The organism is Thermomonas paludicola, assembly GCF_024498955.1.
Lineage (GTDB): Bacteria > Pseudomonadota > Gammaproteobacteria > Xanthomonadales > Xanthomonadaceae > Thermomonas > Thermomonas paludicola.
In genome coordinates this window covers 1,949,087-1,970,656 of record NZ_CP093311.1, presented here as the reverse complement: position 1 = coordinate 1,970,656, position 21,570 = coordinate 1,949,087, and the positions used below count along the sequence as shown (strand labels likewise).

At 66.1% G+C, this 21,570-nt stretch carries 19 protein-coding genes and 1 riboswitch; of the genes, 8 read left to right on the top strand and 11 right to left on the bottom strand.

Annotated elements, in window-relative coordinates; all coding sequences use genetic code 11:
- Positions 1 to 42: 42 nt before the first annotated feature.
- The gene (locus LIW09_RS09205; protein ID WP_256645348.1) at positions 43 to 2,700 is read left to right on the top strand and encodes a M1 family metallopeptidase; all 2,658 of its coding nucleotides are present in this window, start codon (positions 43 to 45) and stop codon (positions 2,698 to 2,700) included.
- Positions 2,701 to 2,784: 84 nt separating this feature from the next.
- On the opposite strand, the gene gcvP is transcribed toward LIW09_RS09205, so the two are convergent.
- Positions 2,785 to 5,691 (bottom strand): aminomethyl-transferring glycine dehydrogenase, encoded by a 2,907-nt coding sequence (gene gcvP, locus LIW09_RS09200; protein WP_256645347.1) that lies wholly within the window; start codon positions 5,689 to 5,691, stop codon positions 2,785 to 2,787.
- 34 nt (positions 5,692 to 5,725) lie between these two features.
- A riboswitch (glycine riboswitch) is annotated at positions 5,726 to 5,854 on the bottom strand.
- A 147-nt stretch (positions 5,855 to 6,001) separates the two neighbouring features.
- Between gcvP and LIW09_RS09195 the strand changes: the two genes are divergently transcribed.
- On the top strand, positions 6,002 to 7,249 hold the full coding sequence (locus LIW09_RS09195) for a multidrug effflux MFS transporter (protein WP_256645346.1): 1,248 nt from the start codon (positions 6,002 to 6,004) through the stop codon (positions 7,247 to 7,249).
- Between the two features lie 114 nt (positions 7,250 to 7,363).
- Here LIW09_RS09195 and LIW09_RS09190 read toward each other — a convergent pair whose 3' ends face one another.
- From LIW09_RS09190 to LIW09_RS09165, 6 genes are all read right to left on the bottom strand, one after another.
- Positions 7,364 to 9,349 (bottom strand): M2 family metallopeptidase, encoded by a 1,986-nt coding sequence (locus LIW09_RS09190; RefSeq protein ID WP_256645345.1) that lies wholly within the window; start codon positions 9,347 to 9,349, stop codon positions 7,364 to 7,366.
- A gap of 94 nt (positions 9,350 to 9,443) precedes the next feature.
- Positions 9,444 to 9,920 carry a hypothetical protein gene (locus LIW09_RS09185; protein ID WP_256645344.1) on the bottom strand — a complete coding sequence of 159 codons (477 nt, stop codon included), beginning with the start codon at positions 9,918 to 9,920 and terminating at the stop codon, positions 9,444 to 9,446.
- An 18-nt stretch (positions 9,921 to 9,938) separates the two neighbouring features.
- Positions 9,939 to 10,208, bottom strand: a complete 270-nt coding sequence (gene minE, locus LIW09_RS09180; protein ID WP_256645343.1) for a cell division topological specificity factor MinE — start codon at positions 10,206 to 10,208, stop codon at positions 9,939 to 9,941.
- Between the two features lie 3 nt (positions 10,209 to 10,211).
- The gene (minD, locus tag LIW09_RS09175) at positions 10,212 to 11,024 is read right to left on the bottom strand and encodes a septum site-determining protein MinD (RefSeq protein WP_256645342.1); all 813 of its coding nucleotides are present in this window, start codon (positions 11,022 to 11,024) and stop codon (positions 10,212 to 10,214) included.
- Between the two features lie 86 nt (positions 11,025 to 11,110).
- Entirely contained in the window at positions 11,111 to 11,875 is a 765-nt protein-coding gene (minC, locus tag LIW09_RS09170) for a septum site-determining protein MinC (protein ID WP_256645341.1), read from the bottom strand.
- Complete coding sequence (locus LIW09_RS09165) at positions 11,872 to 12,471, bottom strand: GNAT family N-acetyltransferase (protein ID WP_256645340.1); 600 nt, start codon at positions 12,469 to 12,471, stop codon at positions 11,872 to 11,874. The genes minC and LIW09_RS09165 overlap by 4 nt, the downstream gene beginning before the upstream one ends.
- Before the next feature lie 134 nt (positions 12,472 to 12,605).
- Between LIW09_RS09165 and LIW09_RS09160 the strand changes: the two genes are divergently transcribed.
- The 5 genes from LIW09_RS09160 to LIW09_RS09140 all read left to right on the top strand — a co-directional run bounded on the left by LIW09_RS09160 (position 12,606) and on the right by LIW09_RS09140 (position 16,809).
- Complete coding sequence (locus tag LIW09_RS09160) at positions 12,606 to 13,805, top strand: sensor histidine kinase (RefSeq protein ID WP_256645339.1); 1,200 nt, start codon at positions 12,606 to 12,608, stop codon at positions 13,803 to 13,805.
- Positions 13,802 to 14,443, top strand: coding sequence for a response regulator (locus tag LIW09_RS09155; RefSeq protein WP_256645338.1), 642 nt, complete (start codon positions 13,802 to 13,804; stop codon positions 14,441 to 14,443). The genes LIW09_RS09160 and LIW09_RS09155 overlap by 4 nt, the downstream gene beginning before the upstream one ends.
- A gap of 133 nt (positions 14,444 to 14,576) precedes the next feature.
- Complete coding sequence (locus LIW09_RS09150; RefSeq protein WP_256645337.1) at positions 14,577 to 15,641, top strand: SRPBCC family protein; 1,065 nt, start codon at positions 14,577 to 14,579, stop codon at positions 15,639 to 15,641.
- Positions 15,642 to 15,741: 100 nt separating this feature from the next.
- Positions 15,742 to 16,116: a DUF423 domain-containing protein gene (locus tag LIW09_RS09145; protein ID WP_256645336.1), complete on the top strand. Its 375-nt coding sequence runs from the start codon at positions 15,742 to 15,744 to the stop codon at positions 16,114 to 16,116.
- 18 nt (positions 16,117 to 16,134) lie between these two features.
- The gene (locus tag LIW09_RS09140; protein WP_256645335.1) at positions 16,135 to 16,809 is read left to right on the top strand and encodes a DNA-3-methyladenine glycosylase family protein; all 675 of its coding nucleotides are present in this window, start codon (positions 16,135 to 16,137) and stop codon (positions 16,807 to 16,809) included.
- A gap of 1 nt (position 16,810) precedes the next feature.
- On the opposite strand, the gene LIW09_RS09135 is transcribed toward LIW09_RS09140, so the two are convergent.
- Positions 16,811 to 17,200: a DUF488 domain-containing protein gene (locus LIW09_RS09135; RefSeq protein ID WP_256645334.1), complete on the bottom strand. Its 390-nt coding sequence runs from the start codon at positions 17,198 to 17,200 to the stop codon at positions 16,811 to 16,813.
- Positions 17,201 to 17,345: 145 nt separating this feature from the next.
- Here LIW09_RS09135 and LIW09_RS09130 point away from each other — a divergent pair, with 145 nt between their 5' ends.
- The gene (locus LIW09_RS09130) at positions 17,346 to 18,386 is read left to right on the top strand and encodes a TraB/GumN family protein (RefSeq protein ID WP_256645333.1); all 1,041 of its coding nucleotides are present in this window, start codon (positions 17,346 to 17,348) and stop codon (positions 18,384 to 18,386) included.
- Between the two features lie 15 nt (positions 18,387 to 18,401).
- On the opposite strand, the gene dxs is transcribed toward LIW09_RS09130, so the two are convergent.
- The 3 genes from dxs to LIW09_RS09115 all read right to left on the bottom strand — a co-directional run bounded on the left by dxs (position 18,402) and on the right by LIW09_RS09115 (position 21,505).
- On the bottom strand, positions 18,402 to 20,309 hold the full coding sequence (dxs, locus tag LIW09_RS09125; protein ID WP_256647198.1) for a 1-deoxy-D-xylulose-5-phosphate synthase: 1,908 nt from the start codon (positions 20,307 to 20,309) through the stop codon (positions 18,402 to 18,404).
- A 176-nt stretch (positions 20,310 to 20,485) separates the two neighbouring features.
- Positions 20,486 to 20,722 carry a hypothetical protein gene (locus LIW09_RS09120; protein ID WP_256645332.1) on the bottom strand — a complete coding sequence of 79 codons (237 nt, stop codon included), beginning with the start codon at positions 20,720 to 20,722 and terminating at the stop codon, positions 20,486 to 20,488.
- Positions 20,723 to 20,803: 81 nt separating this feature from the next.
- Positions 20,804 to 21,505, bottom strand: a complete 702-nt coding sequence (locus LIW09_RS09115; protein WP_256645331.1) for a DUF502 domain-containing protein — start codon at positions 21,503 to 21,505, stop codon at positions 20,804 to 20,806.
- Between the last annotated feature and the right edge of the window lie 65 nt (positions 21,506 to 21,570).

The following is a 21,570-nucleotide window of genomic DNA, read 5'->3' as shown; positions in this document are numbered from 1 at the left end:
GATGATCCGGGATCTTCCCCCGCATCACACAAGGTCCCGCCCATGCGTCGTCTCCTCACTTCCGCCATTGCCTTGGCCCTGGCCAGCGGCAGTTTTGCCGCAGCAGCCGAACAGGCCACGCCCGGCAGCATTCCGCAGGAGCTGACCACCTCCCAGTTGCCGCGCACGGTACGTCCCTCGCACTACGCCATCGAGGTGACCCCGCACGCGCAGGCGATGTCGTTTGACGGCAAGCTGAAGGTCGATGTCGATGTGCTGCAATCCACCGACCGCATCGTGCTGCAGGCGATCGACATGACGTTCGCCAACAGCACGCTGACCTCGGCCGCCGGCACGGTCCTGCCGGCCAGCGTGAGCGTGGATGCAGGCGCCCAGACCGCGACCTTTGTCTTCGACAAGGCACTGGCGCCCGGCAAGTACGTGCTGAGCACCGGCTATACCGGCAAGATCGGCACCCAGGCCAATGGCCTGTTCGCGCTGGACTACCCCACCGAATCCGGCAAGCAGCGCGCGCTCTACACCCAGTTCGAAAATTCCGATGCGCGCCGCTTCATCCCGTCCTGGGACGAACCCAATTACAAGGCCACCTTCGATCTGGCGGTCAATGCCCCGGCCGGCCAGATGGTGGTCAGCAACATGCCGGCGAAGGACATCCGCGACATCGGCGGTGGCCTGCAGCGGGTGACCTTTGCGACCACCCCGAAGATGTCCACCTACCTGCTGTTCCTCGGCGTGGGCGAGTTCGATCGCGCCACGCTGAAGGCCGACGACGGCGTGGAAGTGGGCGTCATCGCCGCGAAGGGCAAGGTGGCGCAGGCGCAGTTCGCGCTGGAAGCCAGCCGCGACATCCTGCGCGAATACAACGACTATTTCGGCGTGCGTTATCCGTTGCCGAAGCTGGACAACATCGCCGCCCCCGGGCGCAGCCAGTTCTTCAGCGCGATGGAAAACTGGGGCGCGATCTTCACCTTCGAATACAGCCTGCTGCTGGATCCGGCCACGTCCAGCAACAACGACAAGCAAGGCGTGTTCACGACGGCGGCGCACGAGATTGCCCACCAATGGTTCGGCGATCTGGTCACCATGCGCTGGTGGGACGACCTGTGGTTGAACGAAGGCTTCGCCACCTGGATGGAAGGCCGCACGACCCGAAAGCTGCATCCGGAATGGGATGCCAACGGCGTCGATGCCGCGTTCACCAGTCGCGGCGCGATGGGCGGCGATGGTTACGCCACCACCCATCCCATCGTCCAGCATTTGACCACCGTGGAGCAGGCCAGCCAGGCCTTCGACGGGATCACCTACGGCAAGGGGTCGGCGGTCATTTCCATGCTGGAGGACTATGTGGGCGAAAGCGCCTGGCGCAACGGCGTGCGCAGCTACATCAAGCGCCACGCTTATGGCAATGCGGTCACCGACGAGCTGTGGGAGGAAATGGAGAAGGCGGCGCCTGGCAAGCAGTTCCTGCAGGTGGCGCATGACTTCACCCTGCAGCCCGGCGTGCCGTTGATCAAGGCCAGCAGCGTCTGCACCGGCGGCAATACCGTGCTGAGCCTGGTGCAGGACGAATACACCGTGGATCGCCCCGGCAAAACGCCGCTGCGCTGGCGCGTGCCGGTCAGCGCGCGTGCGGGGCAGGGCGCCATCGTGCGTACCTTGGTCGATGGCAAGGCCAGCCTGACGTTGCCGGGCTGCGACGCGCCGGTATTGGTCAACGTCGGGCAGAAAGGCTATTACCGCACCCTGTATGCGCCGGTGCAGTTCAAGGCGCTGTCCGCGGGCTTTGCCAAGCTGCCGGTGGTCGATCAGATGGGCGTGATGCTGGACGCCAGCGCGTTGTCTGCGGTGGGGCTGCAGCCGGAGTCCGACACGCTGGATCTGGCCATGCAGGTGCCGCTGTCGGCGGCGCCCGAGTTGTGGCAGATGGTCGCGGGCAGCCTGGGTGGCATCGATGACATGCTCAAGGAAGATGTCAAGCGGCAGGCGGCGTTCCGCACGTTTGCGATCGCCAAGCTGTCGCCGAAGTTCGAGCAGCTGGGCTGGAGCAACCGCAAGGAGGATTCGGTTGCCACCCGGCAACTGCGCGCCAGCATGATTTCCATGCTGGGTTCGCTGGGCGATGCCAAGGTCCTGGCCGAGGCAACGCGGCGCTTCGATGCCTCTGCCAGCGATCCGGGCGCGCTGCCGCCGGATCTGCGCCGCACCGTGCTGGGCATGGTGGCGCGCAATGCCGATGCCGCGACCTGGGACCGGTTGCACGCGATGGCGAAAGCGGAGAAATCGGCGATGCTGCGTGACCAGTACTACGGCCTGCTGTCCAGGGCCAAGGACGCGATGCTGGCCCAGCGTGCGCTGGACATGGCGCTGACCGACGAGCCCGGCGCCACCAACAGCGCGGGGATGATCGCCGGCGTGTCGTGGGAACATCCGGAGCTCGCCTTTGATTTTGCCGTCGCGCATCGTGAGCAGGTGGACAAGCTGGTGGATTCCACCTCGCGCGCCCGCTATTACCCCGGCTTGGGCAGCAGCTCCAACAAGCTTGCGATGGCCGACAAGATCACCGCGTTCTCCAGCCAGTACATCGCGGCCACATCGCGCCGCGACGCAGAGCGCGTGGTCAACGGCATCCAGACCCGCGTCAAGCTGCGCGCGCAGCGGATGCCGCAGATTGATGCGTGGCTGAAGCAGCACGGGATCTGAGCTTCATCCTGAAGCGGCAAACGAACAGGCCCCGCATTGCGGGGCCTGTTTCCCATCGCGAGGGATGCCTGGGTGTCGCGCTCGTCAGGCCTCGTCTTTGTAGGCATCCACCGGGATGCAGGCGCACATCACGTTCTTGTCGCCGTGCACGTTGTCCACCCGCGCCACCGGTGGCCAGTATTTGACCTGCTTCAGGCTGTCCAGCGGGAACGCGGCCAGCTCGCGCGGGTAGGCGTGCGCCCACGCGCTGGCCGACACGCGCGCGGCGGTATGCGGGGCGTGCTTCAGCGGATTGTCGGCGCGGTCCAGCTTGCCGTCGATCACGTCCTGGATCTCGGCGCGGATCTGGATCATCGCATCGATGAAGCGATCCAGTTCGTGCAGGGATTCGCTTTCGGTCGGCTCCACCATCAGCGTGCCGGCGACCGGGAAGCTCAGCGTCGGTGCATGGAAGCCGAAGTCGATCAGGCGCTTGGCCACGTCCTCGGCGCCGATGCCGGAGAGTTTCTCCTGCGGGCGCAGGTCGAGGATGCACTCGTGCGCCACCAGCCCGTTGCGGCCGGTGTACAGCGTGGGGTAGTGCGGCGCGAGGCGCCTGGCGATGTAGTTGGCATTGAGCATCGCCACCTGGGTGGCCTTGCGCAGGCCGTCGCGGCCCATCATGGCGATGTACATCCAGCTGATCGGCAGGATGCTGGCGCTGCCGAACGAAGCTGCGCTCACCATCGCGCCGTTGCCGATGCCGGCCGTGCGCACGCTGCTGTCGCCGAAGGCCTTGGGCAGGAACGGCGCCAGGTGCGCCTTGACCGCGCACGGGCCGACGCCGGGGCCGCCGCCGCCGTGCGGGATGCAGAAGGTCTTGTGCAGGTTCAGATGCGACACGTCCGAGCCCCACTTGCCGGGCTTGGCGAGGCCGACCAGCGCGTTCATGTTGGCGCCGTCGGTATAGACCTGCCCGCCGTGGCCGTGGACGATCTCGCAGATTTCCACCACGTCCTCCTCGAACACGCCGTGGGTGGAGGGGTAGGTCATCATGATCGCGGCCAGGTTGGCCGAATGCTTTTCGGCCTGCGCGCGGATGTCGCCCACATCCACGTTGCCGTTGGCATCGCATTTCGTGACTACCACCTTCATCCCGCACATGTTGGCGGATGCAGGGTTGGTGCCGTGCGCCGATTCGGGGATCAGGCAGATGTTGCGGTGGCCCTCGCCGCGCGACGCGTGATACGCGCGGATCGCCAGCAGGCCGGTGTATTCGCCCTGCGCGCCGGAGTTGGGCTGCAGGCTGACCGCGTCATAGCCGGTGCATTCCACCAGCATGGCTTCCAGCCCGTCGATCAGCTCCTTGTAACCTTGGGTCTGCGCTGCCGGCGCCAGTGGGTGGATGTTGCCGAACTCCGGCCAGGTCACCGGAATCATTTCGGCGGTGGCGTTGAGCTTCATGGTGCAGGAACCCAGCGGGATCATGGTGCGATCCATCGCCAGATCCTTGTCCGACAGCATCCGCATGTAGCGCAGCAGTTCGTGCTCGCTGTGGTGGGTGTTGAACACCGGGTGGGTGAGGAAGGCGCTGTTGCGTTCCAGGCTGGCGGGGATCAGCGACGGCGCGGCGGCATCCAATGCGTCGATGGACGGCAGCGTGGCGGCATTGCCGCCGAAGATGCGCCACAGCAGTTCGAGGTCGGCGCGGGTCGTGGTTTCGTCCAGCGACACGCAGAGCGAACCGTTGCCGCGCACGCGCAGGTTGGCGCGGTTGGCCTTCGCGCGGGCCAGGATCGCCGCACCCGCGTCGCCGGCATCGATGCACAGGGTGTCGAAGGCGGTGGCGTGGACGCTGGCATGGCCCAGCTGGCGCAGGCCGGCGGCGAGGATGGCGGTGTAGCGGGCCACCCGGCTGGCGATGCGCTTGAGACCGTCGGGGCCGTGGTAGACGGCGTACATGGACGCCATCACCGCCAGCAGCACCTGCGCGGTGCAGATGTTGGAGGTCGCCTTCTCGCGGCGGATGTGCTGTTCGCGGGTCTGCAGGGTCAGCCGATACGCAGGCTTGCCATCGGCATCGATCGACACGCCGATCAGGCGGCCCGGCATCGAGCGCTTGTAGGCGTCGCGGCAGGCCATGAAGGCCGCATGCGGGCCACCGAAGCCGAACGGCACGCCGAAGCGCTGGGTGTTGCCGATCACGATATCCGCGCCCATCTCGCCCGGCGGCTTGAGCAGGGTCAGCGCCAGCAGGTCGGTGGCCATCACGAACAATGCGCCGTGGCCGTGGATGATCTCCGCGTCCTGCGCCCAGTCCTCGACCCAGCCGCTGGAGGCCGGGTACTGCACCAGCACGCCGAAATAGTCGCCGGCGGCGAGCGCTTCGTTGAAGGCTTCGGTGGAGCGCGCCACTTCGACGTGCAGGCCCATCGGTTCGGCGCGGGTGTGCAGCACTCCGAGCGTTTGCGGATGGGTATCGCCGGCGACCAGGAAGGTGTTGGACTTCGATTTGGACGAACGCTTCGCCAGCGTCATCGCCTCCGCCGCGGCGGTGGCTTCGTCCAGCAGGGAAGCGCTGGCGATGTCCATTGCAGTGAGGTCCGCGACCATGGTCTGGAAGTTGATCAGCGCTTCCATCCGGCCCTGCGAAATCTCCGCCTGGTAAGGGGTATAGGCGGTGTACCAGGCCGGGTTTTCCAGGATGTTGCGCAGGATCACATTCGGCGTAAACGTGCCGTAATAGCCTTGGCCGATGAAGCTCTTGAACAGCTGGTTCTTGTCGGCGATGGCGCGGATGCTGGCCAGCGCCTCGACTTCGGTCAGGCTGGCGGGCAGCGCCAGCGGCACGGCGGATTTGATGCTGGCCGGGACGATGGCGTCGGTGAAGGCTTCCAGCGAATCGTGGCCGACCGTTCGCAGCATCTGCGCGATTTCGGTGTCGTTGGGGCCGATGTGGCGTTCGACGAACGCATCGTGATGCTCGAGCGAGTGGAGTGAAGGTTTGGTCATGGCGGCATCCGGAAGCGCGATTGCGCGTAAAGGGGATGCCCGCTCTGTCCTTCTGCCTGAGAGTTTGGAAGCGCGCGGCGGGGGAGGAGCTCCGCGCAGCTTCGTGCCCCTTCGGCGCCGGCATTGCCACGAATGGCGTGCCGATCTCTCCAGAGTGTGGTCACACGGCGGTCTTGGGCCTGAGCGATTCCGGGCGGTTGCGCCTTCGGCAGCGCTGCGGGACGAGATCCGCGCGCTTCTCCCTCCGTGTGTGCGGGATTATACAGGGCGCCGCGCCGGCAGGTTTGGCCGGGTTCCGTACAATCTGCCGATGCCCGCGAACGCCCCGCCTTCAACTCGCCGTCTGGCCGTGCTGCTGGGTGGCTTGGCGATGTTCGGCCCGTTTTCGATCGACACCCTGTTCCCGGCGTTTCCGCAGATCGGTGCGCAGATGGGCGTCGACAAGCTGGCGATGCAGCAGACCATCAGCGTCTATTTGCTGGCCTACGCCGCCATGAGCGTGGTGCATGGGCCGTTGTCGGATGCGATTGGCCGGCGGCGGGTGATTCTTGCCGGGCTTGGCGTGTTTGCGCTGGCCTCGGCGGGCTGCGCGCTGGCGGCCACGCTGCCGCAGCTGCTGCTGTTCCGCGCCCTGCAGGGGCTGAGTGCGGGCGTGGGGTTGATCGTGGGGCGCGCGGTGATTCGCGACGTGTTGCACGGGCACGATGCCCAGCGCCTGATGAGCCATGTGTCGATGATTTTCGGGATCGCTCCGGCGGTGGCGCCGGTGCTGGGTGGCTGGCTGCTGGGCTGGCAACGCTGGCCGTTCATCTTCTGGTTCCTGGTGGCATTCGCGGTGGTGTTGATGGCCGTCGTCTGGCGCGGCCTGCCGGAAACGCACCCACCGGCGGCGCGGCTGCCATTGCGGCCTGCGTCCCTGCTTCGTGCCTACGCAGGAATCGCGCGCAGTCCGCGTTTCTTGCGCTTGTCCGCAGCTGCGGCGCTCAACTTCGGCGCCTTGTTCCTGTACATCGCGTCGGCACCCGCATTCGTGCTGGATCTGATGCGATTGAGCGAGCGCCAGTTCGGCTGGTTCTTCATCCCGATGATCAGTGGAATGATGCTGGGCGCATTCGTGTCCGGACGAGCCGCGGGGCGCATCGACGGCGCGCGGCTGGCGAATGTCGGGTTTGCCTGCTGTGGCGTGGCGATGGCGTTGAACATCGGCTGCACCCTGCTGGCCGGCAGCCCGTCCGGGCGATGGGCGGTGCTGCCCATCAGCCTGAATGCCTTCGGGATCGCGTTGGCGTTCCCCATCATCACCCTCGCGATCCTCGACATGTATCCGCGCCAGCGTGGCAGTGCGTCGTCGCTGCAGGCGTTCTTCGGGCTGCTGGTGAACGCGATCATTGCCGGCGTGCTGTCGCCCTTGCTCAGCGGTTCGGCCCTGCATCTTGCGCTGGGTGCCGCGGCGTTCGCCGTGGGCGGCTGGTTGCTCTGGTGGTGGGAAACCCATGCCATGCAGCGGGTGTTGCGGGTGCCGCAAGAGCCTGCCGCGCTGGAACCTGTCGTTCCCTGATCACGCGCGTCTGCAGGATGCCCGCGGGCAGCCCGCCAGGAGCGCGTGCGGGTGGTTGCCGGGGCAGCAAGGCCGGCGTGCGCTGGCCTTGCCAATGCTGCCTGCCGGAGCCCGTCAGCCTGCGGTGTGGGCGACAGCCGGTGCGGTGGCGGCCGGGTTCCAGCCGCACTGCGATCCGGCATTTTGTTCCTTCAGCCATTGCTGCAGCGGGGCGAAGTATTCCAACACCGCGCTGGCGTCCATCGTCTCGCCGCCGGTCAACTCCTTCAGCGTTTGTTGCCAAGGCTGGCTGTTGCCCTTGGACAACATCGCCCAGTATTTGTCGCCGGCTGCCTTGCTGCCGTAGAAGCTGCATTCGTACAGTGGCCCTTTGTAGCCGGAGGCACCGCACAGGGCCTTGTAGAACTGGAATTGCAGGATGTTGGCCAGGAAGTAGCGGGTGTAAGGCGTATTGGCAGGGACGTGGTATTTCGCGCCCGGATCGAAGAACTCCTCGCCGCGCGGGGTCACCGGTGCCACGCCCTGGTACTTGGCTTTCAGTTCCCACCAGGCCTGGTTGTAGTGGTCGGGCTTGATCGAGCCGTCGAACACGCCCCAGCGCCAGCGATCGATCATCAGTCCGAATGGCAGGAATGCCACCTTGGTCAGCGCCATCCGCATCTGGGCATTGATCAGCGCGTCGTGGCTCTGCTGCGGTTCGGCCACCAGCCCGACCGAGGCCATGTACCTGGGCGTCATCGCCAGCACGATGGTGTCGCCGATGGCCTCGTGGAAGCCGTCGTGCGCGCCGTTCTGGAACAGGGGCGCCTGCTTGTTGTAGGCCAGGTCGTAATAGAGATGGCCAAGCTCGTGGTAGATGGTGGTCAGTTCTTCCTCGTTGGGCGCGATGCACATCTTGGTGCGCACGTCGCCCTGCATGTTCATGTCCCAGGCGCTGGCGTGGCAGACCACGTCGCGCTCCATCGGCTTGATGAACTGCGATTTCTGCCAATAACTGTCGGGCAGTTTCGGCATGCCCAGCGAGACATAGAAATCCTGCGCACGCTGGGCCATGGCCTTGGCGGTGTCCAGCTGCGCGGCGCGCTGGGCCAGGAAGACGTGCTCGGCGGCCGATGCACCGTTGGCAGCGGGCTTGCCCAGCTCACGCGCAAGGTCGGCGTCGGCCATGCGCTTGAGCGCCGCGTTGATGTCCAGGCTGCCGGCTTTTTTGTAGGGCTGCAGGACGTCCCACAGGTTGCTCCAGTCCTGTTGCCACAGGTTGCCGGTCAGGTGCGCCGGCAACATGCCGCCGGCCACCTCGCCCTTGTCCTTGCCGTATTGCGCGTCCAGCTTGCCGCGCGCGTAGCAGTGCAACTGTTCGTACAAGGGCCTGACCTGGCCCCACAGGCGGTCGCTTTCCGCGGCCAGTTCGGCAGGGCTCATGTCGTAGCCGGAGCGCCACATCTCGCCGGCATCGGCAAAACCCATTTCCTTCGCGCCCTGGTTCACCAATTCGGCGAAGCGGGTGTAGTCCTTGCGCATCGGTACGCTGATGGTGTGCCAGCCCTGCCAGGCGTCCAGCTGGGTGTCGTAGTCGCGGCTCTTGGCGAGCACGTCGCTGAGCTGGCCGATGTCGCGACAGGTCTTGTTGCCGCCTTCGCCGCTGCAGTAGCTGCCGGCGCCATACATGCCTTCCATGCGGCTGGCGATCCGGGTCAGTTCTTCGAGCTTGTGCGGATCCTTGGGCGCCGGCATCGCGGTCCACAGCTTGAGCAGCTTGATGGCGCGCGCCGTCTCCGGCTTCATCGGCGTCCCGTTGAAGCGCCTGGACTGCTCGATCCAGAGATTGAGCTGCGTCAGCCAGCGCTCGTTGGCCTTGGCGGCGACCAGTTCGCTGTCGCCGTTGATGTAGGTATTGGACAGCCACTGCGCCGAGTTCAGTTCGGTGCTGAACTTGCGCACTTCTTCATTGACGCGGGCGACGAACTGGTCGGCGGTTTCGCCGCCTGCCGCCGGTGGCGCGGGCGTTGCCGGTGCCGCCGGCGTGGGTTCGCGCTTGCAGGCCGGCAGGCCGAGGGTGCCGATCACGGCGGCAGCGAGCAGGGCATGGCGAAGCTTCACGGGGCGATCCTTGGCGGCAGGCAGGCGAGGCAGCAAGGCTATCAGACTGCCCGCCAGGGTTCGGTCCGGGGCTTGCTGGAGATGGCGGGCGGGGTCAGGACGTCGCCGACAGCGCGCCGTGATCGTCAATCAAGCCCCGTTCGCGCAGCCATCGCCACGCGTGCTCGGCGTCCTGCTCCACGTAGGCACGCGCCGAGCCGAGGCGGAAGGTATAGCCCCAGCTGTCCATGTCGGCCCACACCTGCGCGCGGCCAACGCCGGGCAGGGCATCGCCCAGCAGGCCTTGCAGCACGCAGACGGCGTCCTCTTCCGGAACCGAGTCGGTGGCATCGGTATGCACCAAGGCGCGGCGTTCAGGCGGCAGCACGATCAGGTGGCCGGCTTCATGCAACAGCGAATGCACCGGCGTATCCGCGCGCGCATGCACCGTGCTGCCGATGATGCCGGCTTCGGCGCCGCCCCAATAACTGCCGGGAATCTCTGCGCCGTCGGCCACGCGCACCAGCGACAAGCCGTAGCGCGCCAGCAAGCTTGCCGGGGCCTCGAAGCCGATGTCAGCAAGCGTCAGCATGGCGCGCAGGCGCCGCGGTCACGCGCCGGCAGGTGCGGCACCGCGTTCCGGCAGTGACACCGAGATGTCGAGCACGTCATGCTCGCCGTCCTTGACCACATCGACCTTCACCGCGTCGGTGTCCACGTTCACGTACTTGCGGATCACCTCAAGGATTTCCCGCCGCATCAGCGGCAGGTAGTCGGGCGCGCCGGCCGAGCTGCGCTCCTGCGCGATGATGATCTGCAGGCGGTTCTTGGCGGTCTGCGCGGTGTTCTTCTTGGGCTTGAGGAAGTCGAAAATGGACATGCGTCAACCCCCGAACAACTTGCTGAAGAAGCCCTTCTTCTCCACCGTGGTGAAGCGCAGCGGGCGATCTTCGCCCAGCAGGCGCGCCACCGCATCCTCATACGCCTGGCCGGCGATGGATTCGGGGTCCATGATCACGGGTTCGCCCTTGTTGGATGCGTTGAGCACGTCGCCGGATTCCGGGATCACGCCGAGCGTCGCCAGGCCCAGCACTTCCTCGACGTCCTTGATCGACAGCATTTCGCCGTTTTCCACGCGCTGCGGGCTGTATCGGGTCAGCAACAGATGCGCCACCACGTCCCCCTCGCCGCGTTCGGCGCGGTGGGTCTTGGAAGCCAGCAGGCCCAGCACGCGGTCGGAGTCGCGCACGCTGGAGACCTCCGGGTTCACCACCACGATCGCCTTGTCGGCGAAGTACATGGCCAGGAACGCGCCTTTTTCGATGCCGGCGGGGGAGTCGCAGACGATGTAGTCGAAGCCCTCTGCCGCCAGGTCCTTCAGCACCTTCTCCACGCCTTCCTTGCTCAACGCATCCTTGTCGCGCGTCTGGCTGGCGGCCAGCACGAACAGGTTGTCGAAGCGCTTGTCCTTGATCAGTGCCTGCTTGAGCGTCGCTTCGCCATGGATCACGTTGACGAAGTCATACACCACGCGGCGTTCGCAGCCCATGATCAGGTCGAGGTTGCGCAGGCCGACGTCGAAGTCGATGACCGCAACCTTCTTGCCGCGGCGCGCAAGGCCGGTGGTGATGCTGGCGCTGGTCGTGGTCTTGCCAACGCCGCCCTTGCCCGAGGTGACTACGATGATTTCGGCCAAGTTGGCGTCCTCCGTCTTGTTGTTTGCAGTGCCGGGCAAATCCGGCTGGATGGGCGGAGCAAGCTCCGTCCCGCATGGTGTTGGTGTCAGTCGAGCGCCGCGAGCTTGAGTTGGCCCTGCTCCAGCCAGACCTGGACGGATCTGCCGCGCAGCTCCGGCGGGATGTCCTCCAGCACTTTGTAGTGCCCGGCCACCGCCACCAGTTCCGCATGGAACTCGCGACAGAAGATACGTGCTTCTTCGTTGCCTTGCGCGCCGGCCAGCGCGCGCCCGCGCAGGGCGCCATAAATATGGATGCTGCCGTCGGCGATGACCTCGGCGCCTGCGCCAACCGTGGCCAGCACGGTCAGGTCGCGCTGGTCGGCAAAGACCTGCTGCCCGGAACGCACCGGCGTGGTCTGGATATGCCCCGGCGCGTTGCCGGAAGGCGGTTTCGCCGCCGGCGCCGGCTGGGCCGCGGCGGGCGTCGGGGTCTCCGGCAGCGATGCCGGGGTTGGCGCTGTGGTGGCGCTTTCGTACTGGGCGCGGAATTTCGCCAGCAGCGGCAGGCCAAGCTGTTGCGAAAGCGCGTCGATTTCCCTGGTGCCGTATGCCAGTGCCACCGGCAGCACGCCGGCATTGCGCAGACCCTCAAGCAGCGCTTGTGCGTCTTCGGCGGACGGGGTTTTGCTGAGCCCGCCGAAGTCCAGCACCACCGCTGCGCGCGCAAACAGGTTGGGCGCGCGCTGCACGCGTTCGCGCATCTCCTCGGCCAGCTGCGCCACGTCCAGGCTGCGCACCCGCAGGTTGGCGATGCCGACCTGGCCAAATTTCAATTCGCCGGCCTGGGCGTAATCCATCCGCGTGCTCATGCGCAGGTTCCGAGGGTGGGGGTTGCGGCCACGTGGCTGCGCGGGCGCTGCAGCCAGGCGACATCCGGCAGGGCATCGCCATACGTCTCGCGAACCCAGGGGTAGCTGCACAGGGTTTTCATCAGCATTGCCGCGCGCACGTCGTGCTGCGTCATCACGTGCTGGCCGACCTCGCGGAAGCCGAAGCTGCCGTGGAACAGCAGGGCATGGTCGGCACCATGTTCCAGGAACACCTCGCAGGCCAGTTGCGGGTAGCGCAGTTCGGCATAGCTCTGCACATCCGCGTACAGCGCGCGGCCCACGCCGCCGCCGCGACGACGGCTGGCGACCACCACGCGATCGATGTAGAAAAAATCCGGATAGCGCTCGCGGAACCAGGCGAAATTGCTGCTTTCGTGGGCCGCGTGCGAACCGAAGCCGATCAGGAAGCCGGCCATCGCGCCATCGCGCTCGGCCACGCGGAAATATTCGGCGCTGTCGAACAGTTGGCGCAACCGGGCCGGATCCAAGGGGAGGATCGCAGGGCCGGCCGCGTTGTTGAGTGACAGGACGGAATCCAGCTCGTGCTCGCGCACGTCGCGGATGGCGATCGACATTCCAGAAAACTCCGTTGACTGCCTGCGGACAGACCCGAGTGGCGGGCCAAGTCCGGATTATCGCATGCGCGGCGACCGCGCGACCATGACCTTCGGTGCAGGGCGGTGTGGCACGGGAGGCGGTATAAGGCTGCATGTTTGCACGCATTTCACACACGCGATTGTTGCGCTACGCCGGCCTGTTCACCTGGGCGATGGTGGGGTTGCCGCTGCTGTATTCCTGGCTGAAGCCCAGGCTGGCCGAGGAGTTGGCGGAACTGGCGCTGCGCGCAATGCCGTGGCAGGGCTGGCTGGCTTACCTGGCGTTCGGTGCTGGCTATGCGTGGTTGACCCGTGACCTGGGCGGCCGCGGGCGCAATGCGCTCGATTACCTGCTGCTCGTCGTGCTGACGTTGGCGGCGCTGGGCGTCAGCTATTTCAATGGGTCGGGGCTGGGGAGCGTGCTGTTGATGGTGGCCGCCTGCGTGCTGCCGTGGCTGCTGCCGTTGCCGCTGGGCGCTGCCTGGCTGCTGATCAGTCAGTTGGCAGTGGCGCCGGTGTTCATCCGCTGGCTTGGGTTCCCGCCGCTGGAAGCGTTGATGCAGTCGATGCTGTATGCGGGGTTTTCCGGCTTCGTGTTCGTGGTTAGTCTTGTTGCGCTGCAGCAGGCGCAGGCGCGGGAGGAGCAGCGCCGGCTCAATGCCGAGCTGCGCGCCACCCGTGCGCTTCTCGCCGACAGTGCGCGGGTCAACGAGCGCACCCGCATCTCGCGTGAGCTGCACGATCTGCTGGGCCACCACCTGACCGCATTGAGCCTGAATCTGGAGGTGGCCAGCCACCTGTCCGACGGCCGGGTCAAGGAGCATGTGCAACAGGCGCATACGCTGGCACGCCTGCTGCTGACCGACGTGCGCGAAGCGGTCAGCCAACTGCGCGAGGGCGGGGCCATCGACCTTGCCGCAGCGCTGCGCCCGCTGGCCGAAAACGTCCCCAAATTGATGATCGAGATGGACATCGAGCAGCCACTCACCGTCGATGACCCCGAGCGCGCCCATGTCCTCCTGCGCTGTGCGCAAGAGGCGATCACCAATGCAGTACGGCACGCGGACGCCAGCTACCTGTGGCTCAGCGCGCGCCGCGAGGGCCACAATGTGGTCTTGAGGGTGCGCGACGATGGCCGCGGCAGCGATCAGGTCAGCCCGGGCAATGGCCTGCGTGGCCTGGGCGAGCGCCTGCGCCAGCACGGCGGCAAGCTCGAGATCGCCAGCCGGCGCGGCCAGGGGCTCCAGCTCACCATCACTTTGCCGGTGGCCCCCAACGCCGCCGCCTGCTTGCCAGAAGGAGTCGTTGCATGATTCGTGTCTTGTTGGTCGATGACCAGACCCTCGTGCGTCAGGGGATTCGCTCGCTGCTGTCGCTGGCGGAGGGCATCGAGGTGGTGGCCGAATCGTCCGATGGTCGCCAGGCGCTGGAACAGATTCCGCAGGTCAAGCCCGACGTGGTGCTGATGGACATGCGCATGCCGGTGATGTCCGGGCTGGAGGCGTTGCAGGCGATGGGGCGGGCCGGGACGCTGCCGCCCACCATCATCCTGACCACCTTTGACGATGATGCGCTGGTGCTGGCCGGGATCAAGGCCGGGGCCAAGGGCTATCTGCTCAAGGACGTGTCGCTGGAGCAGCTCGTCGATGCCATCCAGGCCGTGGCCGGCGGCGGTTCGCTGGTGCAACCGGCGGTGACGCAGCGGCTGTTGTCCGGGCTGGAACACATGCGCAACGAGTTCGTCAGCCTGGATCGCCCCGACCCCCTGACTGACCGCGAAACCGAGATCCTGCGGCTGATGGCGAGCGGGTTTTCCAACAAGGAAATCGCCAATTCGCTGGGGGTGGCAGAGGGCACCATCAAGAACCACGTGTCCAACATCCTGAGCAAACTCGGCGTACGCGACCGTACGCGGGCAGTGCTCAAGGCTTTCGAACTGCAATTGGTCTGAAGGCATTGTCCGGATTGGTGCGGGCCGTCGCGATTTGCGTGCGATTGGCCCTCGCCGCCGGGCGCTGCAGTTTGTTACGATGTCGGGTCTGTGCGGCTTGGGGCCGCCTGCGGCCTTCCCCGGAGATTCCTGAATGACTCGTTTGCTCGAGATCCTGATTTCCCTCGTGATCGTGACCCTGCTCTACGTGATCGTAGGTCTGGTGCTGCCTTCTTCGCGCCATCTGGTGGAGAAGACGGAGACCAATCGCAAGATGACCATCGTGTTCGATACCCTCAACAGCTTCCGCCGCTTCAAGGACTGGAATCCGCTGGTGCTGCGTGATCCGCGCATGCAGCTGACCCTCTCCGGCCCGGAAGAAGGCGAAGGCGCGCAGCTTGATTACAGCTCGAAAGAGAAGGGCCTGGGCAATGGCTCGTGGAAAATCGTCGAGAGCGTGCCGCGCGAGAAAATCGCCATTGCCATCGACAACATCGAGCGTGGCGACAACAAGCGCACCGAGTTCCGCTTCAAGCCCACCGGGCGCAACAACCGCAACGTCGAAATCATCCAGACCTACGATGTCGATTACGGCTGGAACCTGCTGGGCCGCTACGCCGGCCTGTACGTCAGCCGCCACGTTGGCGACGACATGAAAATGGGGCTGGCGCGCCTGACCACCGTGCTGGCATCGGTGCCGAACATCGATTATGCGGAGAAGGGCAGCACCCTGGCCGGGATGAAGATGGTCGATCGCCCGGCCGAGGACGTGCTCGTTGTGAGCGCGGGCGCCGTGGATCGTTCGAATGCCGCGATCCAGTCGTCGATCAATTCCAACGCCGAGTGGATCAAGCGCGTGATCGAAGCCAATGGCCTCGAAGCTGTCGGCCCGCTGCGCATCGTCACCACCGATCTGGGGCGTGAAACCTATACCTTCGACGTGGTGCAGCCGGTGCGTCGCACGGGCGGCGGGACGATCGGCAAGGTGAACACCCAGGGGCCGGTGAAGTTCGCCAACAACCCGCCGTCCAAGGCGGCGATGGCAACCTTCACCGGTTACATGGCCGGGCTGGAGAATGCACGTAAAGCCCTGCATGCATGGGCGGCGACCCATGGCCACGAGGTGACCGGTCGCGCCTTTGAAGACTACAAGTCGGGTGTGGCCGGCGCGTTCACCGAAAACGGCCAGTTCGATGTTTACTGGCCGGTGAAGAAGTAACCCTGCCGCCGGCTCCGCCGGCGACCGGAAGCATCCAGCAAGCGCCGCGTTTCGACGCGGCGTTTGCATTTGCGCCAGCGCTTGTTGGCACAATACCGGGATGAACGTTTCCAGCACGCCTTTCGTCGTCGTTTATCGGCGCTACCTCGCCTCCATCGGCAGCCTGGTTGCCGGTCTGTCCGTGGCACTGGCGGCCTATGCCATGCACGCTGCCGACCCCGCTGCACAAGGTCGCTTGCTGCAGGCGGCCGTGTTCGCCTTTGCCCACGGCCTGGCCTTGACCGCGCTGGCGCCGCTGGCGCAGCGACCACTGGCGCTGTTGGCGCTGGTGATGTTGTTGCTGGGCGTGTTCCTGTTCTGCGGCAGCCTGCTGGCGGCGGCGTTGCTGGGGCTGGCGCCCGCGCTGGCGCCATTCGGTGGCACGCTGATGATCAGCGGATGGCTGCTGCATGCTTGCGACCGCCTGCGCAGTTGATCGACAGGCAACGCGACGATGCCACGGCAAGCACGCGGATTCGACCCTGAGGCGGCGTTCGCATACCTGTGCAAGCGCGACCGCAGGCTGGGGGCGTGGATGCGCAGGCTCGGGCCGATTCCGGCTGACCCGCGCTGGCGCAAATCCTTCGACCCGGTGGACGCGTTGGCCCGCGCAATCTTGTACCAGCAGCTCAGCGGCAAGGCCGCAGCGACCATCGTTGGCCGGGTTGAAGCGGCGATTGGCAGTGATCGCTTCCACTGCGACACGCTTGCCCGCATCGATGATGCCGCGCTCCGCACCTGCGGCGTGTCGGGCAACAAGGCGCTGGCATTGCGCGACCTGGCGCGGCGCGAGCAAGCGGGCGAAATCCCCGGCCTGCGGCAGATGGCGATGATGAGCGATGACGCCATCGTTGCCGCGCTGGTGCCGGTGCGTGGCATCGGGCGCTGGACGGTGGAGATGATGTTGATGTTCCGGCTTGGCAGGCCTGATGTATTGCCGGTGGATGATCTTGGCATCCGCAAGGGCGCGCAGGTGGTGGACAAGCTGGAAGCGATGCCGACGCCAAAGGCGCTGGCTGCGCGTGGCGACGGTTGGGGGCCGTATCGCAGCTACGCCAGCTTTTATCTTTGGCGGATCGCGGATGCTGCAAGTCCCGCGAAGCAGGCAACGGCCCGCTCGCAGGATTGAGTCATTCGTCGAGCACGGCGCCTGCTTCCGCCAGCAGCTTGCGCAGCTCATGCCGGTGGCAATGTTCTTCCTGCTCGCAGTAGCAGCCCACGCTGAATGCCGTGGCATGCGAAAGCGCGGCCAATAGCGCGATGGCATGCGCCGATTCCGGTTTTTTCATTTCGCTGCGGTAGCGACGGAAGAAGGCCGTCCACTGTGCCGGCGTGCGTGCAGCGTGGGCGATATCCATCGCTTCCTGGCTGGGCGCCACGCTGGGAAACCAGACGTCATAGAAATCGCGGCTGGCGAATTCCGCTTTTGCAACCCCGCGCGGCGGGCGCCGCACGGTGCCGATGCGCAGCCCCTCGCCGTCGGCGCGCGGGGATCCCAAACGAACGATGCGGATAGCCATCGCGTAGTGCTCCGGAAGTCGTCGTGATAGCGGAAGCATCCCACGGATCAGCGCGGCGTGCGGTTGCATGTTCAGGCGGCGGTTGAACTTGCGTCGCCAGTTGCCGTCACACTCCGCTTCCCCCACGGTGCGAAGGAGTCGACGGATGCGGAATACCATGCTGGTGATGGCGGTGGCGGCGGTGTTGTGGTCGGTGCCGCTGCATGCGCAACAGGCAGGACAGGCACCGGTGCCTGTTCCGGCAGCGCCCGCCAGCGACGGCATCCGAACCGAGGCAGCGGTGGTCGTCGAGGGCGAACAGCCCGGGCCCGGGCTGTGGCTGGTGCGCAGCCCGGATGCTCGGCATGAGCTGTACATTCTCGGAACCCTCAGCCCGCTGCCGGCAAAAATGCAGTGGCAGTCCCGGCAAGTGGAGCAGGTGGTTGCCGGTGCGCAGGAGGTGATTCGGTCGCCTTACGTGACCCTCGACGTCAAGACCGGCTGGTTCAAGGGATTGTTGCTGTTGCCGAAGTTGCTTGGCGCGCGCAACAACCCGGACGGCAAGCGTCTGCAGGACGTGGTCGCGCCGGCATCCTATGCGCGCTGGCTGACCCTCAAGGGGCGGTACATCGGCAGCGATGGCGGCGTGGAGAAAATGCGCCCGCTGTTCGCCGTGCAAGAGCTGTATGGCAAGGCGATGAAGAAGAACGACCTGGACAGCGGCAAATCGATTTGGCCGGTGATCGAAAAGGTGATTGAAACGCATCATCCGGTCGTGACCGTGGTGAAGGAGGAAATCCCGATCACGGATCCGAAACCGCTGCTTGTCGAATGGTCGAAAACCACGCTGGACGACAGTCTGTGTTTCGACAACACCATGACCCGGATCGAGACCGATATCGACGCGATGCGCGCCCGCGCCAACGCCTGGGCCACGGGCGACATTGCCGGGTTGCGGACGCTGCCGCCGGCTTACCAGTGGGAAGCGTGCCGGGCCGCCATGACCGAAGTCGGGATTGGCAAGCGGGTGGGGTTTGGCGATGCGCAATCGCGCGTGCAGGCGAAATGGATGGCCGCTGCCGAGACTGCGCTCGGGAAAAACGCGGTGACCTTCGCCATGCTGCCCCTCAACGACTTGCTGGGCCAGCATGGCTACTTGGCCAAGCTGCAGCAGAAGGGTTACACGGTCATCGCGCCGGACGAATAAGCCGGCGCGGATTGCTCAGGACGCCGCTGCGCGCGGTACCGCGGTGGCCACCAATTCCGGCCACCGCCCGAGCAGCGCCGCGCGGATGCCGGCCGCATCCAGGCCGGCGTCCTGCAGCAACTGTTCGCGGCTGGCGTGATGCTGGAACGCATCCGGCAGGCCGAGGTGCAGGATCGGCAGGGTGATGCGTGCCTCGTGGAGCAGTTCGGCCACGCCGCTGCCGGCACCGCCGGCCACCACGTTGTCTTCCAGGGTGACGAAACCTGCGTGGGTATTGGCCAATTCGAGGATCAGGGCGCGGTCCAGCGGCTTGACGAAACGCATGTTGACCACGGTCAGGCCGAATTCCTCGCCCGCTTTTTCCGCCGCCGGCACCAGTGCGCCGAAGGCCAGCAAGGCGATGCGGCTGCCGCGCCTGCGCACGTCGGCCTTGCCCACGGGGAGCGTGTCCAGCGTCGGCTGCACCGCCACCCCCGGCCCCGTGCCGCGCGGGTAGCGCACCGCGGCCGGGCCCTCATGGCGAAATCCGGTGCTGAGCATCTGCCGGCATTCGTTTTCGTCGGCCGGCGCCATCACCAGCATGTTCGGCACGCAGCGCAGGTAGCTGAGGTCGAGGTTGCCGGCGTGGGTGGCGCCGTCCGGGCCGACCACGCCGCCGCGGTCGATGGCGAACAGCACGTCCAGCGCCTGGATGGCGACGTCGTGCACCAGCTGGTCGTAGCCGCGCTGCAGGAAAGTGGAGTAGATGGCGACCACGGGTTTCGCGCCTTCGCAGGCCATGCCGGCGGCCAGCGTGACCGCGTGCTGTTCGGCGATGGCGACGTCGAAGTAGCGGTCCGGGTATTCCTGGCTGAAGCGCACCAGCCCCGAGCCTTCGCGCATCGCCGGGGTGATGCCGAGCAGCTTGGGATCGGCGGCGGCCATGTCGCACAGCCAGTCGCCGAACACGTCGGTGTAGGTGGGCTTCTTCGCGGCGGGCTTGCCGACCACGCCGATGGACGGGTCGAACGGCGACACCGCGTGATAGCCGATCTGGTCGCCCTCGGCCAGTTCGTAACCCTTGCCCTTGGTGGTGATGATGTGCAGCAGCTGCGGGCCCTTCAGGCCCTTGAGCGTCTTCAGCGCCGCCAGCAGGGCGTCGGTGTCGTGGCCGTCGATGGGGCCGGTGTAGTGGAAGCCCATCTGCTCGAACAGGGTGGAGGGCACGAACATGCCTTTCCAGTGCTCTTCCCAGCGCTTGACGAAGCGCGCCGGGGGACTGTGCTTGTCGCCCAGCAGTTTTTTGCCGCCCTCGCGCAGTGCGTTGAGTGTGCGGTTGCCGGTCATGCGCCCCAGCATTTTGGTCAGCCCGCCGACGGCCTCGCTGATCGACATCCGGTTGTCATTGAGGATGACCAGCAGGTTGGGCTCTTCGTCCATGCCGCCAGCGTGGCCCAGTGCTTCCCAGGCCATGCCGGCGGTCATCGCGCCGTCGCCGATCACGGCCACGATCTTGCGGTCGTTGCCGGCGCGCGCATTGGCGATCGCCATGCCCAGCGCGGCCGAGATCGAGGTGGAGGAATGGCCGACGCCGAAGGTGTCGTACTCGCTTTCCTCGCGCTTGGGGAACGGCGCCACGCCGTCCTTCTGCTTGACCGTGTGGATGCGGTCGCGGCGGCCGGTGAGGATCTTGTGCGGATAGCACTGGTGGCCAACATCCCAGACGATGCGGTCGTCGGGCGTGTCGAACAGGTAATGCAGGACGGTGGTCAGCTCCACCACGCCCAGCCCGGCACCAAAATGCCCGCCGGATTTCCCGACCGATTCGATCAGGTAGGCGCGCAGCTCGTCGGCCACGGCGCGCACCTCCGATTCGGGCAACTGGCGGAGGTCGGCGGGACTGTCGATCTGTGACAGGCGGGGGTAGCGGGAAGCGTCGATCATCCCGGTATTGTCGCGCTGGTGGCGGATGGGGGCAACGCAGGCGCCGCGCCCGATGCGGATGCGGCCTCGCACGCAGGTTTTGAAAGTCCGCTTTCACTGTGCGGCGGTGCGCAGGCCGCAGGACGCACAAGGCCCGCAATGCGGGCCCAGGCGTTGAAAACAAAGACGCGCGGCGGTCAGCTGCAGCTGCCGCAGCAGGTGGTGCCCTCGGGATGCTCCGGGGCCAGCGTGGCCGGGAAGCCGGCGGCGCGCAGGGCATCGCTGATGTCGTTTTCCTTCAGATTGCCTTCCACCAGCAGGCGACCGCGTTCGAGATTGGCGGTGATCTTGGCCTGGGGGTCCAGTGCATGCACGGCAAATGCGATGGAACGGGCGGTGTTTTCGTCGACCAGACCGAGGACATCGAACAACATGGGCAACTCCGAAGGGGCAGGATGCGCGGTGCGCGGTGGCGACATGGTCGGTCGCGCGCGGTCAGGCTGCCTTGATCGGGATCAGGCAGCGGGCGTTTTCGCCGGATCGTTCACGGCGCCGGTGGCCGGTGCCGTGAACGGGATGCTGTCGGGTGCCACCGCGCCACCGCTGATGATGAAGCTCATGGCCTGATCCACGGTCCAGTCGGTGGGGGTGAGTTTTTCCACCGGCACGATTTCCAGATAGCCCGAGGTCGGGTTGGGGGTGGTCGGCACGTACACCGCTGCCAGCTCGCGCCCCGTGCCCTGTTCACGCATGACCCGGGTGACGAAACCCAAGGTCTTCATTTCAGGGTGCGGAAAGTCGATCAGCACCACGCGCTGGGCGCCATCCGGCTTGGTCTGCAGGATGTCCAGCAGCTTGCGCGCGCTGCCGTAGATGGTGCTGGCCAGCGGGATGCGTGCCACCAGCACCTCGAACCAGCGCAGCAGGCGTTGCCCGATCACGCGCCGGGTCAGCCAGCCTGCCAGCAGGATCACGGCGACCGTGGCCACCAGCGCGATCGCGTTTTGCACCCACGGCTCCACCAGCCAGCCAAACGTGCGTGGGTTGCCTTCCGCCATGCCTTGCAGGCCCGGCTCGACCAGCGGCTTGCTGAGCCCGCCCAGCAGCACGAACACGAATTTCACCACCACCCACGTCAGCCAGAGCGGCAGCAGGGTGAGCAGGCCGGTCAGGAACAGGCGTTGCAGGCGTTGGGTAAGCGAAAGAGGGGGCGTCATGTGCGCATTCTAAGGCAGCGCCACCCTCAACTCGGGTGCCGCCGTGCCGTTAACCGAAGGATGAC

What these genes read in the sequence shown, in the direction of transcription:
- LIW09_RS09205 (WP_256645348.1), top strand. Translation starts at nt 43, where the DNA reads ATGCGTCGTCTCCTCACTTCCGCCATTGCCTTGGCCCTGGCCAGCGGC.
- gcvP (WP_256645347.1), bottom strand. Translation starts at nt 5,691, where the DNA reads ATGACCAAACCTTCACTCCACTCGCTCGAGCATCACGATGCGTTCGTC.
- LIW09_RS09195 (WP_256645346.1), top strand. Translation starts at nt 6,002, where the DNA reads ATGCCCGCGAACGCCCCGCCTTCAACTCGCCGTCTGGCCGTGCTGCTG.
- LIW09_RS09185 (WP_256645344.1), bottom strand. Translation starts at nt 9,920, where the DNA reads ATGCTGACGCTTGCTGACATCGGCTTCGAGGCCCCGGCAAGCTTGCTG.
- minE (WP_256645343.1), bottom strand. Translation starts at nt 10,208, where the DNA reads ATGTCCATTTTCGACTTCCTCAAGCCCAAGAAGAACACCGCGCAGACC.
- minC (WP_256645341.1), bottom strand. Translation starts at nt 11,875, where the DNA reads ATGAGCACGCGGATGGATTACGCCCAGGCCGGCGAATTGAAATTTGGC.
- LIW09_RS09165 (WP_256645340.1), bottom strand. Translation starts at nt 12,471, where the DNA reads ATGTCGATCGCCATCCGCGACGTGCGCGAGCACGAGCTGGATTCCGTC.
- LIW09_RS09160 (WP_256645339.1), top strand. Translation starts at nt 12,606, where the DNA reads ATGTTTGCACGCATTTCACACACGCGATTGTTGCGCTACGCCGGCCTG.
- LIW09_RS09155 (WP_256645338.1), top strand. Translation starts at nt 13,802, where the DNA reads ATGATTCGTGTCTTGTTGGTCGATGACCAGACCCTCGTGCGTCAGGGG.
- LIW09_RS09150 (WP_256645337.1), top strand. Translation starts at nt 14,577, where the DNA reads ATGACTCGTTTGCTCGAGATCCTGATTTCCCTCGTGATCGTGACCCTG.
- LIW09_RS09145 (WP_256645336.1), top strand. Translation starts at nt 15,742, where the DNA reads ATGAACGTTTCCAGCACGCCTTTCGTCGTCGTTTATCGGCGCTACCTC.
- LIW09_RS09140 (WP_256645335.1), top strand. Translation starts at nt 16,135, where the DNA reads ATGCCACGGCAAGCACGCGGATTCGACCCTGAGGCGGCGTTCGCATAC.
- LIW09_RS09135 (WP_256645334.1), bottom strand. Translation starts at nt 17,200, where the DNA reads ATGGCTATCCGCATCGTTCGTTTGGGATCCCCGCGCGCCGACGGCGAG.
- LIW09_RS09130 (WP_256645333.1), top strand. Translation starts at nt 17,346, where the DNA reads ATGCGGAATACCATGCTGGTGATGGCGGTGGCGGCGGTGTTGTGGTCG.
- dxs (WP_256647198.1), bottom strand. Translation starts at nt 20,309, where the DNA reads ATGATCGACGCTTCCCGCTACCCCCGCCTGTCACAGATCGACAGTCCC.
- LIW09_RS09120 (WP_256645332.1), bottom strand. Translation starts at nt 20,722, where the DNA reads ATGTTGTTCGATGTCCTCGGTCTGGTCGACGAAAACACCGCCCGTTCC.
- LIW09_RS09115 (WP_256645331.1), bottom strand. Translation starts at nt 21,505, where the DNA reads ATGACGCCCCCTCTTTCGCTTACCCAACGCCTGCAACGCCTGTTCCTG.